General features: G+C 51.0%; 14 protein-coding genes. All 14 read right to left on the reverse strand.

Translation table 11 applies throughout. The annotated features are described in order from the left end of the window. Window positions 1-196 precede the first annotated feature (196 nt). Window positions 197-286, reverse strand: coding sequence for a helix-turn-helix domain-containing protein (locus QZP87_RS11835; protein ID WP_291323132.1), 90 nt, complete (start codon window positions 284-286; stop codon window positions 197-199). Window positions 287-436: 150 nt separating this feature from the next. Then, a complete protein-coding gene (locus QZP87_RS11840; RefSeq protein ID WP_291323133.1) occupies window positions 437-898 on the reverse strand; it encodes a hypothetical protein in 462 nt (153 codons plus the stop codon). 38 nt (window positions 899-936) lie between these two features. After that, the gene (locus tag QZP87_RS11845; RefSeq protein ID WP_291323134.1) at window positions 937-2,244 is read right to left on the reverse strand and encodes a VWA-like domain-containing protein; all 1,308 of its coding nucleotides are present in this window, start codon (window positions 2,242-2,244) and stop codon (window positions 937-939) included. Window positions 2,245-2,246: 2 nt separating this feature from the next. Continuing rightward, complete coding sequence (locus QZP87_RS11850; RefSeq protein ID WP_291323135.1) at window positions 2,247-2,999, reverse strand: MoxR family ATPase; 753 nt, start codon at window positions 2,997-2,999, stop codon at window positions 2,247-2,249. A 422-nt stretch (window positions 3,000-3,421) separates the two neighbouring features. Further along, a complete protein-coding gene (locus QZP87_RS11855; protein ID WP_291323136.1) occupies window positions 3,422-4,666 on the reverse strand; it encodes a tetratricopeptide repeat protein in 1,245 nt (414 codons plus the stop codon). A 203-nt stretch (window positions 4,667-4,869) separates the two neighbouring features. Then, window positions 4,870-5,547 (reverse strand): energy transducer TonB, encoded by a 678-nt coding sequence (locus QZP87_RS11860; RefSeq protein ID WP_291323137.1) that lies wholly within the window; start codon window positions 5,545-5,547, stop codon window positions 4,870-4,872. 402 nt (window positions 5,548-5,949) lie between these two features. After that, window positions 5,950-6,354: a biopolymer transporter ExbD gene (locus tag QZP87_RS11865; protein ID WP_363331016.1), complete on the reverse strand. Its 405-nt coding sequence runs from the start codon at window positions 6,352-6,354 to the stop codon at window positions 5,950-5,952. Window positions 6,355-6,433: 79 nt separating this feature from the next. Beyond that, the gene (locus QZP87_RS11870; protein ID WP_291323139.1) at window positions 6,434-6,982 is read right to left on the reverse strand and encodes a MotA/TolQ/ExbB proton channel family protein; all 549 of its coding nucleotides are present in this window, start codon (window positions 6,980-6,982) and stop codon (window positions 6,434-6,436) included. Continuing rightward, on the reverse strand, window positions 6,975-8,336 hold the full coding sequence (locus tag QZP87_RS11875; protein WP_291323140.1) for a MotA/TolQ/ExbB proton channel family protein: 1,362 nt from the start codon (window positions 8,334-8,336) through the stop codon (window positions 6,975-6,977). Before QZP87_RS11875 ends, QZP87_RS11870 begins: the two co-directional genes overlap by 8 nt. Next, window positions 8,333-9,163, reverse strand: coding sequence for a DUF3450 domain-containing protein (locus QZP87_RS11880; protein WP_291323141.1), 831 nt, complete (start codon window positions 9,161-9,163; stop codon window positions 8,333-8,335). Before QZP87_RS11880 ends, QZP87_RS11875 begins: the two co-directional genes overlap by 4 nt. A 259-nt stretch (window positions 9,164-9,422) precedes the next feature. After that, window positions 9,423-11,321, reverse strand: a complete 1,899-nt coding sequence (locus QZP87_RS11885) for a TonB-dependent receptor (protein ID WP_291323142.1) — start codon at window positions 11,319-11,321, stop codon at window positions 9,423-9,425. A gap of 46 nt (window positions 11,322-11,367) precedes the next feature. Next, a complete protein-coding gene (locus QZP87_RS11890) occupies window positions 11,368-12,090 on the reverse strand; it encodes a hypothetical protein (protein ID WP_291323143.1) in 723 nt (240 codons plus the stop codon). A 195-nt stretch (window positions 12,091-12,285) separates the two neighbouring features. Continuing rightward, window positions 12,286-12,954, reverse strand: coding sequence for an FmdE family protein (locus tag QZP87_RS11895; RefSeq protein ID WP_291323144.1), 669 nt, complete (start codon window positions 12,952-12,954; stop codon window positions 12,286-12,288). A gap of 185 nt (window positions 12,955-13,139) precedes the next feature. Continuing rightward, window positions 13,140-13,460: a hypothetical protein gene (locus QZP87_RS11900; RefSeq protein WP_291323145.1), complete on the reverse strand. Its 321-nt coding sequence runs from the start codon at window positions 13,458-13,460 to the stop codon at window positions 13,140-13,142. Window positions 13,461-13,980 lie beyond the last annotated feature (520 nt).

Below are 13,980 nucleotides of genomic sequence, written 5' to 3' on the forward strand. Positions count from 1 at the left end.
AGTTGATCCTTTGGGCAAAGGCGACCACATCGCCCAAGGGGCAGAGAAGGCCTTATTGAACATGATTGATGAATTCCTTTACACTTCGCGTCAAGCGCGAAATGTAAACATCATCTTTACACATCGCGTCAAGCGCGAAGTGTAAACATCATCTTTACATATCGGGTCAAGCGCGAAGTGTGAAGATGCTTGCTTGTCAATCACAATGAGAATTGAGAATATTGTATACTGACCTGCGTGAAATACCCAGACGCCGGGCTATCTCGGTCTTCTTCACGCGGTTCATGGTTCGGCATCTGCGCTGCGGTTCTTAGTTCCTGGTTCGGCTTCGCCGCTGTTCCTGGTTCGTGGTTCCTGGTTAACGAAGAACGAGGAACTGTTCCTGTACTCAAATTGAGGGTTAAAGGTTCAAGATTACCATAGCTTATCCCTCAATCTACAATCCTGCTGCTTTTAAAAATCTTGCTGCCACCGCATGGGGAGCAATGAGCTTTTTGATTGGCATGGAGAGTTCCAGACGCCCCTCCTGTTCAAAGGCACTGTTCTCATATGCAGTCACCAGGACCTGTTCATAAGCCTGGCGCAGGTTCAAAAAAGACTCTTCCACCTCGGGGTAGAGCCTGGTTTCCCGCATGGGAAGTGTCAGAACTTCTTCCAGTTGCTCTGTTTTATGTGAAGGTGTAAAAATATCATAGTATTCGGTCTCATAGCCAGGTGCCAGTTCGTTGGTCCCTGGCCACGCATGAGCCTGCCATGAATCCACAGGCTTTGGTATACTGCTGGATATTCTGACCATAGGCACTGCCAGATCCTTTTCAAAGTCTTCCAGCCGCACCTTATAACGCAGTTTAGGCCGCATATGGCCTGACTTCTTAATGATCTTCCACTCAAGGATCATGCTTCCCCCTTTTAACTTGAGAAAAATGTTGTCAGAGTTCAGTTGATTGAAAGAACACGGCCAAAGGGTGGTCTGCTGTCAAGCCTTCCAGTACAGGCCCACAGCACCGGATAAGCGGGCTGGACCGGAAAACGGCTGCAGGCCAGGTCGGTCAGATATACAAGACACATGGGCTGGGGCACATGCTTTTCAACCCAGTCAAATACCGGCCTGAAATCCGTTCCTCCGCCGCCGGTAAACGCAATCTTCAGGGGAAAATCCTCCCTGCGCACGAATGATGATCCATTGACCCTGGCATCACAGTAAATTAAATGCGCTCCCATTGTACACACATCCAGAATTGCTGAAAGCTCGGCACTGAACCGGTCCAGTTCCGGCCCGGAGATGCTGCCTGAGGTATCCACTGCCACCACCATCTCCCTGGGATCATGACTGCGCATGGAAGGCAGATAAATGCCTTGATGCACAAACCTGCGATTGGGCGGAGTCCATGAATAGTTTTGCCTGACAGAATCCAGAATGAAGCGGCTCAGGATTTCCCGCCAGTCAAGCACAGGGCTCAGGATCTCCTGAATCATCCTGGCCAGTTCCCCTGGAAGATCTCCCATGGATCTGGCAGCAGAAGCTGCCCGGGCCAGGCTGATTTTCCACTGTTCCTCATGATTTTTGCCCTGGTCAGGGTCAGGTGATCCGGCGTTCTGCTCTGCGTCCAGGTCCCTGACCTCTCCTGCCCCGCCCGGGTCTTTCCCGGGCTGCCGGGCGTCTTCATGGGAATTTTGCTCAGGATCCTGCCCGGAAGCAATATCCTGCTTTTCCCGGTCCTCTGAAGGTCCGCCTGGTTTAGACCCTGTTGCACGCAGGTCCTGTGCGTCAAAGTCGTCGCCCTGGGGTTCGGCTTTTTTTTGCACTGGATTGTTTGCCCCGTTTTGCCGGCTACCGCCTTCCAGCAACCCGGAATAGATTTCCTCGGCTGTTTTGTTCCTGAGCTTTTCATCGTCCAGATAGCCTTGAGGCAGGTCCAGTCCGGCTTCCACCAGAATCCAGTTTATGGAGTAATCGCAGGCCATGTTCCACAGCCTGGCATCTCTGCCGTTTCTGCGGATATGATGACCGCAGGCCGGGTGGGTGACCACATGCCCCAGCAGCCCCTTGAGCTTTTCATGGGGCAGCATGTCCACATACAAGGGATTGTAGCCCAGGGTAATGCCGTCTGACCAGGCTGTATCGCAGTTGTGATCCTCCACAAGATTCATGCTTAGAGCCAGATGCCCGAAAAACGGATGATCCAGAACCAGCCTGGTCCTGGCCCGGATAATCCTTTGATAGACCTCAATGTTTCTGATCATGGTTAGAGAAGTACGTCCGCGTTGGCTGTGGCCCAGCGGTTGAACTCAGGAGTGAATACAATATCCCTGTTGGTCCTGGCAGCGTCCCGGATCAGCAGCACGCTGAACTCAGGAGGCAACCGGCGGGCATAGGCCATGACCCGGGACAGGTTGTCCAGGCTGGTCCTGGCTGACAACAGTTCACACACTGCATACAGGGTGGCCGGATCTTCAGGCACATCAGCGGTTTCAGGGGCTTCAAGCAGCTCGTCCGGATCAGGAAGGCTCCTGAATATTTTCAGAAAACCGCAGAATTCCGTGGCAGCTCCCTGGCCCACCATTCCGGCAATGAACTCCAGTTCTGGAAACTGAGAATTTATACCTTTCATAGCCTCTGAGACAAAGGACCATGACCTGGGAGTGGGAAAAGCCCGATCATCCCTGGCAGGATCAAAGGCATGGAGTAGATTGGGTCGAAAACGGACAAAAGCACTGACCTCCGGGGAAATCCGGTATTCCTGGGCCCAGTCAAGCCATTCATCCACGTCCACTTCAAAATCGAGGTGGGCAAAGCGGTTGGCCAGGGCGGAAGGCATCCTGTGGGTGACCGCCCGGTCTGTTTCCCGGTTCCCTGCTGCTATAATGCTCCAGCCATCCGGCAGAACATACTCTCCCAGACGCCGGTCCAGGATCAACTGGTAGCACGCGGCCTGAACCAGGGGCGGTGCCGCATTCAGTTCATCAAGAAACAGGACACCCCGGCCCTGGTCCGGCAAAAAATCAGGCGGGCACCAGGAAGCGCGTTTTTCACTGAGCCGGTCAGACCTTCCCGAGATTATGGGTTAGTTAATAAGACCACTGCTCCATGCAGCTTCAACTGTGTGACTCGGATTAGTTGCGAACCTCCAATCATCAAGCTCGTCGGTTTCCGGCCAGGAGTTGCCTTCGGGGCAAGCAGGGTAGAAATTCCAACCATGGGTCGTGGTCAGGTCGATGTTGTTGCGGATGATGCCTTTGCCTTCATCGGCCCTGGTGGATACGTTGTTTATAAAGCCTTCAAGAGTAGTATTATACCTGGCTACAGCCGCACTATTCCACCAATATCAGCATCTCTGCAGCAAGCTTTCGTACATGTCCGTTAAAGCTGTTACGAAAAATCTATTGCACACATCGCGTCAAGCGCGAAATGTAAACATGTTTATCCCCTGTCCAGGATCTCTATCCAGTACCTGGCCCGACTGCGCAGTTCCGGATCATTTTCTGCCTGGCGGAACGCTTCTCTGGCGCTGTCTAAGCGTCCTTGATGATATTGGGAGATTCCCAGCAGAAACAGGGCATCCCGGCGTGCTTTCGGGCACTGGGACTCAGTGGCGAGACGCAAATGCTCACTGGCCTCATCCCAGTCTTCTATCTGCATGAAAATTCTGCCCAGGCGCAGCCTGCACTGGCAATTATTTTGACGCGTTAACTTTTCCTGCATGGCATTGGCTGCAAGGCGCAACTCACTGGCCTGGTGCCAGGCATCAGCCAGAATCTGATAGTATCCGGGTCTGTCCGGAATTTTTCCGTCTTCAAGAGCCTGCTGCAGAATCAAGGCTCCCTTGCGGGGCACTCCGGCCTGGCGGTAGAGCTGCGCCAGCCGGACGATGTCATCTGAGCTGTCAAACACTCCACTTTGATACCCGGCTGACAAAACAGCTGCTGCCTTATGGTCATTGCCCAGGTGCATGTGCACCCCTGCCAGGTGCTCCCAGTAGCGTCTTTCACCTGGATTACGCTCCAGGAGCACAGGCAGCCATTTTAAAAGCCCTGCATAATCATCAGCACTATGCATGGCGGCCACCAGCATTTCCATCCAACTGTCCCGGGGCTTGTCCGCATTCTGAATAGCAGCTTTCATGTGCTTAACAGCTTCCTGATAGCTTCCGGCCTGGTAATGTATCCAGGCCACTCCGGCATGCTCATCTGGGGTTAGTTCGCCAGCCATATCGGTCCACTTGCTGATCCTTTTCAGGGCCTCATCATAATATTCCAGAATAATCAGAACCTGAGCAGAATTATACAAAAGCCGGCTTCTAATGGACTTATCAATCTCATCATAGCCAAGGGCATTGTCAAAGGCGTTCAAAGCTTCCTGGTGACGGCCTGATTCACTAAGCAGGTATCCGCGCATCTGCCAGGCGGAAACCAGCGTGTGGGGATCATTGCTGAACCTGTCTATAACCTGCAATAAAATTGTGTCTGCATCTTCCCATTTTTGTTCACCCACAAGCTCTCTTGCCTCATTGAGCGCATTGAATGCTGCCTGAGGTATTGTGGCTTGTTCATTCCCGGCCTGGGCTGCGGACTGCCAGCAAAAGAGTGCAAACAAACCAAGAACAACAGACAAAAACAAGTGCCCTGATTTACCGGGTTTGCTGATGGACTTTTGGAAGGTACTCATATTTTTTCTCCTGCACTATGTTTATGCGATGTCTGGCGGGTATCTGTTTAGCGCTTTTGAGGAAAGCAGGGGACAGGCAACTCCGGGACCCACTTGAGCATCATTTTGTGCTTAAAATGACTCATTTTCCGGGACAAGCGGGTCCCGGAAGAGCCAGTCCCCGTGCCACATGCAAAGCGCTAAACAGATACTCTGGCGGGAGTTTAGTCATCCAGCCTGAATGATATGGTAATGGTGGCCAGAGCCGGGACCGGCTCCCCCTCTCTGGTCTGAGGGTGAAATCTCCACCTGCTTAATGCCCGGACAGCTTCCTGATCAAAAACACCGCGCCTTGGAGAGGCTTCCAGGACCTGTACATCCTTGACTGATCCATCAACATCTACGATGAACTCCAGCCTGACCCATCCGGATATACCTGCTAACTGGGCCCGCCTGGGATAGCGGGGCGGGACCTGGCTCACCGGAGTCAGGGATCTTGTGTAACGTACGGGGCCCTGGGCTGCTTCAGGACTCTGAGCCATGGGAGTCGCCGCCACGGGCAGGTCAGCCATGCTTAGATCCGGTCGAATATTCGGAATCAGGGGATCAATGCTCAAGGCAGGAGGTTTTGGCTCCTGTGGTATGGAGGTGGCTTCCACGGGTGGGACTGGTTCAGGTTCTTCCAGAGGTTCAGGTTCATTTCTCTGGCGCTCCCTGATTACTTCATCAGGAGCATCAAGCCGAATGAATTCAGGGATAGGTGCAGATCTGTCCAGGTAAAGACTGACATCACGCTGGGAAATCAGGCCCTGCATAAGCAGAAAAAGCCCTACAGCAACTCCTATCCCCATGGTCATGGATATTGCGTGTCTTGCAGCTGCTTTAGAAGACAGGGAATACATAACTATTTTTCCTTTAGGCGTAGCCCTTATACCCTGATACAAAAAGGTTTTAACGGGAGCATTACGCGTTTCTGACAACCAGATAGGGGACAGTCCCGAAGCCAGGGACAGTCCCCGTGCCAAGCCATGATAAACCGCTTTTAACCCCAAAAAAGCTGTGACAAACACATCATTTTTTTTCAGTTGTCAGAAACGCGTAATGCTCCCGTTTTAACAACAAAGATATAATGTTAACAAAGTAAAAATGCACAGAATCACCCACTGTCTTTCCTTTGCGGCCTTTGCGAGAGACAAAGAAAAGAGGTGGCACGCTAAGCCGCTAAGTTTTAAAGTATTTCTTCTTATCGCTTTTGCGTGAGAAAAAGAATCTGAGTTGCTGGTGTAGCCAGAACTGGGTTACTTTCAAGGCCGACTGGCTGCCACAGCCACGTTCTGCACCCCGGCCTGACGGACCTGGTCCATGACCTGGATAAGAATCCCTGTCCGGGACTCCTCGTCAGCCTGAATCACCACTGATCCCTCGGGATTTTCAGCCCTGAGTCTTTCAACATTGGCCCTGACCGCCCGGATATCAACCTGACGCCCGTCTATCCAGATGGCTCCGGCATCAGACACTGCTATCATAATATTGGCCAGTTCCTGGCGCTGGGCTGTGGAAGCTGCAGGTCTGTTTATCTCAATGCCAGCTTCTTTTACAAAGGATGTGGTCACAATAAAAAATATGAGCATGATAAACACCACGTCCATCATGGAAGTCATATCTATCTGGGCGGATTCAAGTTCCATCCTCTCCCGTCTTTTTCGCAATCTCATAGATTTATTCAGCCTTTTTCAGGGGGTGCCTGTCACCAGTATCAGAATGGTGCTGTTTACAAACGCGGTAATGCTACGGTTTCAGAGAGTGTACAGGGCACTGCTGAAGTTTTTTCAGCAGTTCATCCCTGAGCTTGCTGCCTTTTTGCCTTCCGCCCCTCTGCAGACGGATGCTGAACACAAAGCCTGACAAAGCTACAACAAGCCCGGCCATGGTGGGGATGGTAGCCATTGACACTCCAGCTGCCATGGCCCTGGGATTACCTGTTCCCAAAAAGCTAATGGTCTCAAAAACATGGATCATGCCTGTAACTGTCCCAAGAAGCCCCAAAAGAGGACAAACAGCAATAAGAGTTCTAATCATGGCGAGATGAGCATCCAGCCTCTGCCTGATCCTTGAGACATCCCTGCGCAGCAGCATATCCACGGTTTTAACATCAGATCCTGGCTGAGACTTCCATCTGGAGCAAAGCTCTGCAAACTCTCTCGGAAAGATCCGCATGTGATACCAGTATCTTTCAATAATAAGAGACCAGAGAACTGTTGCCACCCCAAAGATGAGCCACAGCACAGGGCCTCCGGCATCAAAAAAACGTCTGAGCTCAAGTACAGGGTCAACCATGTTCCGCCCTTTCCCGGTATTTCTGCATATGTTCGGCCAGATATCCTGCGCCCTGCTCCTCCATAATGCCGATCAGCCGCCTGCTCTTGGATGAAGCAATGCTGTGCAGAAAAAGCAGGGGGATAGCCACGGTCAACCCCAGGGCCGTAGTCACTAAAGCCTGGGATATGCCTCCGGCCATAAGCTTTGGATCTCCGGTTCCAAACAGGGTAATGGACTGAAAAGTCTCAATCATGCCCACCACCGTGCCGAGAAGGCCCAGAAGCGGAGCCACTGCAGCCAGGATCTTAATGGTGGTCAAGCCCTTTTCCAGACGGGGAGACTCCTTCATGATGGTTTCTTCGAGCCTGATCTCCAGAGTCTCTGGATCTACTTTTTTATTTCGAAGGTATTGATCCATTAAACGACCCAAAGGGTTATTCCGGATAATCTCTTCTGATCCCAGCTGACTGCGAACCCGCCTCTGGATCAAGATTAGAGCTGCAAATCTAACCACAAAGAGAATTGCGCCCAGTGCGCCCAGGCAGATTATTATCAGCCCGATGACCCTGCCCTGCATGACTCGCTCTGTAACAGACGGGGACTGGACCAGCTGGGCCAGGATGGCCCCTCTGGACGGATCCAAGGCAAAAGGCACAATGTCACCCGGTGCTGCTTCATCAAGAGCGGCTGCCTGTCGCAGATAAGCTGATCCGGGTTGCCTGGGAAGCTCTAAAAACTGGTTTCTGCCCTGAACATGGGACAGATAATGTCCCTCTGCAACCGCATTAAATGATCCCACCCGGACAATCTGTTTTTCAACCTTATTTCCATCAGGGCGAACAACTTCTGCACTTAGTCTTGTCACCCGCCCTGCTTCTACCATTTCTTCCAGAATCAGCATCCAGAACCTTTCCAGATCACTTATTGCGGGCAAGCTTCTGCTGTCTGCCAGCTCATTTAGAAAAACCAGGTCACCGGGTCGATCGGCCATGGTCAGAGAACTCATAAACAAAGCATGAAAGTCCCCGGCGTTCTGGCGAACAACACCAAACATTTCACCAAGGCCCCCCTGTTCTTCACGCAGATCTTTTTCCAGCCCGGAAAGCAGGGATTCATTCTGTTCATAGACATCCAGCAGATGCTCCTGCCTGGCTTGCTCACTGCTTAAAGCCTCACGCATCTGTCTGACCCGTTCCCGGGCCCCTTCAAGATCAGACCTGAATTCCTGCTCCCGTTCCCTGTTAAGGGCTTCTTCAACTGCCGCCCGCTGGCGGATCTCCTGAAGCAAAGTATCAAGATCAGTCCCGGCCTGGGCAGAACCAGTCATGAAAAGACCCATGATCAGGGCAGTCAAAACAAACAGATATCTCATGGCTGTTCCATCATTGCCGGCGTTGAATATTCATCAAATCCTTCATCTTCGTACACAGGAACAAAAACCGGCAAAGACATGGTCACAGGTACCTGAATGAGCTCAGGTGCCGCCTGTCTGCCGGCTATGCGCATACCCTGCCGGACAGCCTGATTATATCTCCTGTCCAGAGGCAGCCACGCTCTGTCGCGGGCGCTCCAGAAACCGGTTTCACTTCGGTCCAGAGTCTGATACGCCAGGATTAGACGTCCAATGCGCAGAAACTCAACGCTTCTCTCCTGCCCGTCCAGGACAAGCTCACCCTGGAAGGCCTCCATACTCCGTCCAAAGTCAGACTCAGTCTGATAAGCCAGCATGATCTGCCGGAACTTTTCCGGAATATCCACATCTGCTCTGACCATGAGGTTTCTCAGGCCTTCCACCCTGGCCCGGCGCTCATCCTGCAGAAAAGGCAGATCAGCATGGACAAAGTCTTCCAGAGTATCCAGCATGCGCAGCATAAGGGGGACTATTTCCCGCTTGGTAATCTGGATGTCATTGATCTGTCTTTCCAGGGAGAGCACCTCTTCCTGTTGTGAGTTGACCATGTCGTTCAGGTTGTCATTGTAAACAACCAGGTTTCTGTGCTGCCGGGAAAGATCTCTGTATTCGTTCAGCAACTGCCTGGTTTCTTCAGACATCTTGTCAATCCTGTCCTGGGACTGTCTTCCCTGGTCAATGATAATGGATTCTTCCTGCACAATCTGCTGAACTTTATCCCCGGCCATCAATCTTGCCGGAAAAAAAGCTGCAAATAGAATAATCAAAATTATTATCAACTTATTCAAAACAGATTTCCTCATAAGATGTCATTTGGTATGCAAAAAACACAGCTGGGAGTTTGCAGCTGCAGAAAACTACTCAGGATGCAGGTTAACATCGCTGCATGGTGAATAGTTACAAAACACATATTAAAGATTTTCATGCAAAAAGTCGGACAGAAACTTATTCTACAAAAAACATCGCCATAACTCTTTGTTTTTACTGATTCCTGATTCCTGACTTCTGACTCCTGCGACTGCAAAAGGTGTTTTTGCAGTCAAATCATTAAAACCGGTAGCTCAAACCGCCATAAAAGGTTGTCGGCTCTATCTGGGTAACGTTATTACGCTCAAAGGTTTTGTTGAAAATATTGTCCACTCCGGCAAAAATCTCAAAGTTTGGGCCGAAACCTTTGGAAATATAGGTTCCAAACAGTGTGTATGAGTAGCGGTCCCCTTCGGCGTATTCCATTCTGCCGGTATAAGACATGCGCAGGTTGGCCTTGAGCCTCCAGTCCGGATATTCGTATCCGAGCTTTACAAACCCCTTATACTTGGGCTGGGCCCCGATATCCTCGCCTCCGGACTTGTTATCAATATCCATCCAGGTCAGGTTTCCGTCCACTGAAAAACCATGGGGAAGTCTAAGGCCTGCCTCAGCTTCAATCCCTTTGATTGTTGCTTTGGCAATATTATCCCACTGATAATAGCTTTTCCTGTTGCGGCCGCTCCCTTCAACCCGGTCAAAAATGGATTCAATGAGGTTCTCGACATCAGTATAAAAGCCGGTCAGTCCTGCATAAACAATATCAAAATCTCCTTCGATTCCCAGTTCGTAGCTTGTAGACTTCTCTGCCTTGAGATCCGGATTGGCTTCATATACCTCCTGGCCTCTGCGGCGCAGTGAAGTGACGTACAGTTCAGTATGGGAGGGAGCCCTGAAACCCTGGCCAAAAGATGCCCTGACCCTGATGGAGTCAGACAGGCTGTAAATGGTGGAGGCTCTGGTTGTCCACTGATCTCCATATTCAGAATGATTATCATAGCGCAGCCCGAGAACCAGATAAAGCGGATCAAAAATATTAAATTCATCCTGCAGAAATACGCTGAAATTATTCACATGTTCCTTGTTGCGCAGCTCGCCCATCTGGGTATCATCCAGTTCATCCCGTCGGAAATCAAAACCCAGGGTTACCAGATGGCTGTCAAAGTAAAGGCCTGAATATCTTGCCTCAGCCTGATTCACATACTGGCTGGTATTTCTTCTGCCTGACCGGGCGTCCGGATCGAAACGCATTTTATTTTCATATTCCGACCTGTTCACCCTGAGCATAATGTCATGCACGTCTGAAAAATGAGCATCATACTGGGCAAAATATCCTCTTCGTTCTTCATCAAAGTTTCTTGTCCTGTCCATTCTCTCATAAAACTGACCACCCTCATATTTATTGTCTGTATACTCTACCCCGGCTGACAGCATCTGGCTGTCAGTCAAATCAAATGAAAAGCGTCCGGAAAGCAGCAAAGGGGACTCTTCAAACCCGTCATCAGGCAATGAACTGGTTTTATTCCATCCATCTTTTTTTCGCTTTTCAGCTGACAGTAAAAATCGAAAGCGGTCCAGGGGTCCGCCCACCATGGCGCTGCCTACATACTCTTTGGCATCGCCGTCCTTATTAATTCCAAACTGGGTTCTGGCTTCACCGCTCCACTCGTACGGGGCTTTTCTGGTAATAATATTAACAACTCCGCCAAGGGCATCACTGCCGTACAGCGCTGAAGCAGGTCCACGCACAATTTCAATGCGATCCACCATAACCACGGGAATCTGGCGCAGATCAATCATGTCATTAAAGCCAAATGCCAGTCTGCGGCCATCCATGAGCACCAGAGTATGCTTGCTTCTGGCACCGCGAATGCTGGGAACCCTTGTTCTGCCGGACTCTCTGGAAACTATCAGGCCTACTGAGTTTTCCAGAGCGTCGGCTACTGTCAGGGCATTCATTTCCTCCATCTGCTTAGAGGTAATGACTTCAATGGACCCCGGTGCATCAGATAAATACTTCTGAGTCATGGTTGCAGAAACCACAAACTCTTCAAGCCTTGCAGGTTCCTCTTCAGCAGCCGGAGCAGGGCCGCCGGCCATAGTCAGTAACAAAGCCATGATAATTATTTTTTTTGCCACATCTCTCTCCAACAATAATAATTTCTGGATAATTGTTTCAGCAGGGTTAGTTCTGAGCCTGTTCCCTGGCCTGGCGGCGCTGTTCCCTGATTTTTCGGTCCATTTCGCCTTTTTCCATGTGTCCCCAGGCGATGAAGGTGAACAGATCAGGGTCTTCAAAGAGCTCCTCAAACTCCATGGCCGGATAATTCTCCAGTATAAACCTGCGGTCCTGGCTGCGCTTTTTCCTCTGGGCCTCGGTAATGGTCCCGTCATGCTGCTTTTCCCGCAGTTCAAACCAGTCCTCGGGCCACACTTTATCTTTAAGCCGGATGGTCACGGCCTGCAGGGTGGACTTGCGCAGGAACTGGTAGACAAAGTTGTCCGCGCTGCGGGTGATGCCGGCCGGGGGCCAGGTCTTGTCCCGGGGATTGTCCCCCTTGAATATAAAGTCCAGTGCTCCCATGGACCCCCCGGCTGCAGGGCTGAAGGCCACTACATCCTCAATGACCGGGGTTTCCCCGCCGTACAGCATCTCCAGCCCGTACCTGGCCGCCTGAAAGGCCACGGTGGCCGTGAGGCAGGGATGCTCGAGGAATTCGTAAGTATCCACCAGGCTGAGATTATGGGTCTCACCGTCCCTGATGACTATGATGGGCTCCAGATCCATGGCGGCCTGAGTGTATCCCCCGTCTCCTGCACCGCAGCCAGCGGCGGCCGGCAGGGCTGATCCGCAGACCAGCAGCAGGAACACCATGAGCCCGGTCAGTGCTCTCAATTGCAGATTCATTCATACCTCCTGAAATCATAATATCCTGGCAGTCAAAAGTTTCTTGTAATCATTTATTTTTATAAGCTTTTTTGGCAGATATATATGTCTTTCGGCCCAGACCAGATATCTATCCAAATATGTTGACCTTATTTCCTTCAACCAGGAACCAGGAACGAAGAACCAATAACTTTGAACTCTCAAGACAATATGTTATTAGTCCCTGTCCCGTTGAGCTCTCCTCTGCTCCCGGATATGCCTGTCCATCTCACCTTCTTCTATGTGGCCCCAGGCTATAAAGAAAAAGGGCTCAGGCTCGCCGAAAAGCTCGGCATAAGATTTTTTGGGAAACTCCCGGATGACATAGTTTCTGTCCTGCTGGCGCTTTTCCTGCTCAGCATCGGTGATGCTGCCATCCCGGTGCCTGTCCCGCAGCACAAACCAGTCATCCGGCCAGAGACCGTCCTGCAGCTTAAGCTTTACGCCCTGCAGAGTGGACTTGCGGTAGAACTCGAAAACAAAGTTGTCCGCACTGCGGGTGATGCCGGCCGGGGGCCAGGTCCGGTCAAGATCGCTTCCACCTTTCATCATGAAATCCATTAGATCCAGGGGACCGCCGGGAGCCCTGACCAGGATGATCAGATCATCAGCAGCCGGGGTATCTCCGTCCGGATAAAGGAGATCAAAACCGTACTGCGCCGCCCGGTAAGCCATGGTGGCCCCCGGGCAGGTTCCCCCATGGAAGTCGTAGACATCCTGAATGGTTATGATTCTTTCTTCCCCGTCACGGATAACCTCTATGGGATCAAGATTCTTGACCGAGTCCGGCAGGTCATCGCTGTAAACAATTCCTGAACCGATAATGAAAAAGAAAAACACTATCATACCCAATATCTTAGGCCTCTTCAGGCAGAAAAACAGCATCTATGTAAACCTCCTAGCTTCAAGCCCGATTTTCCGGGCCGGTTTCTGGCAAAGCTTGACGTCCTGCATTCCCGGGAAAACGACATCCGCCCGGGATAAAAAGCCGCATAAGGCATTTTCAGGCAGGGCCGCCTGGATCAAAAGAACTACCTGATGTCTTCACCGGACAGTTCCACCTGGTGGCCTTCACCACCGTCGAAAAGGATGGAAAACTCCCCTTCCGGCTTTTCCAGCTCAATCTCACCGTATTCGCAGAGCGTGCCGTACTGGAGGAGTTCACCGCCGGGGCCTCTGACGAAAATCGGTGTTTCCAGGGCTGAAGAACCATCGGAATAGGCACCTTCACACAGAATGCTCCCGTCTGGTTCCTCGTAACACATAAACAGCGGGGAATGAGCCATGGCCCCGGAGCTGAAAAAGATCAGACCCGCGACCGCCACCGGAAGAAAAAACCTCTTGCTAAACATGTCACCTCCTGTTCTGGTTGCATTTGAGTGAAAACAATAACGACCTTCAACATCATAGCTTTCTAAAAATCAGCCTGTTCAAGCCATGTTTGAAGACACAGGCACAAAAAAAGGCGCAACTTCAGGGCACAGGTCCAGCCGGGACCCAGTATGCACCTCAAGTCACGCCTTCACTTTCTTCACGACTAAACTGAAGACCGTAAAGCGTTCCCGCACCAATAGCTGTAATGTCTACTCAAAGCGCAATGGACTTGTCAAGTACTTTTTTGATGTTAATTTTCAAAATTATAAAATTTCCTGCTGATTTCTCCACCAGTACTTTCACAGCCTGACAAAAAACTGTTCTCACACAATCATTTCCGGCCCTACCACTACAGCGAAACTTATAAAATATTATACCTGCCTCAATTGGGGACAGGCACCCCCGCACTTATTTTTATTACAAATGATCTTGGTTTTATTGGAAAAAATAAGTGCGGGGAGAGCCAGTCCCCGGAGGTTAATAATAAGTTTCGCTGTA

The sequence above is a fragment of the Desulfonatronospira sp. genome, from assembly GCA_003563255.1.
Taxonomy (GTDB): domain Bacteria; phylum Desulfobacterota; class Desulfovibrionia; order Desulfovibrionales; family Desulfonatronovibrionaceae; genus Desulfonatronospira.

Bases quoted from the DNA above. Each gene is read 5' to 3' on its own strand.
- QZP87_RS11835 (WP_291323132.1), bottom strand. From the start codon at position 286: ATGAACCGCGTGAAGAAGACCGAGATAGCCCGGCGTCTGGGTATTTCA.
- QZP87_RS11840 (WP_291323133.1), bottom strand. From the start codon at position 898: ATGATCCTTGAGTGGAAGATCATTAAGAAGTCAGGCCATATGCGGCCT.
- QZP87_RS11845 (WP_291323134.1), bottom strand. From the start codon at position 2,244: ATGATCAGAAACATTGAGGTCTATCAAAGGATTATCCGGGCCAGGACC.
- QZP87_RS11855 (WP_291323136.1), bottom strand. From the start codon at position 4,666: ATGAGTACCTTCCAAAAGTCCATCAGCAAACCCGGTAAATCAGGGCAC.
- QZP87_RS11860 (WP_291323137.1), bottom strand. From the start codon at position 5,547: ATGTATTCCCTGTCTTCTAAAGCAGCTGCAAGACACGCAATATCCATG.
- QZP87_RS11870 (WP_291323139.1), bottom strand. From the start codon at position 6,982: ATGGTTGACCCTGTACTTGAGCTCAGACGTTTTTTTGATGCCGGAGGC.
- QZP87_RS11875 (WP_291323140.1), bottom strand. From the start codon at position 8,336: ATGAGATATCTGTTTGTTTTGACTGCCCTGATCATGGGTCTTTTCATG.
- QZP87_RS11890 (WP_291323143.1), bottom strand. From the start codon at position 12,090: ATGAATCTGCAATTGAGAGCACTGACCGGGCTCATGGTGTTCCTGCTG.
- QZP87_RS11895 (WP_291323144.1), bottom strand. From the start codon at position 12,954: ATGATAGTGTTTTTCTTTTTCATTATCGGTTCAGGAATTGTTTACAGC.
- QZP87_RS11900 (WP_291323145.1), bottom strand. From the start codon at position 13,460: ATGTTTAGCAAGAGGTTTTTTCTTCCGGTGGCGGTCGCGGGTCTGATC.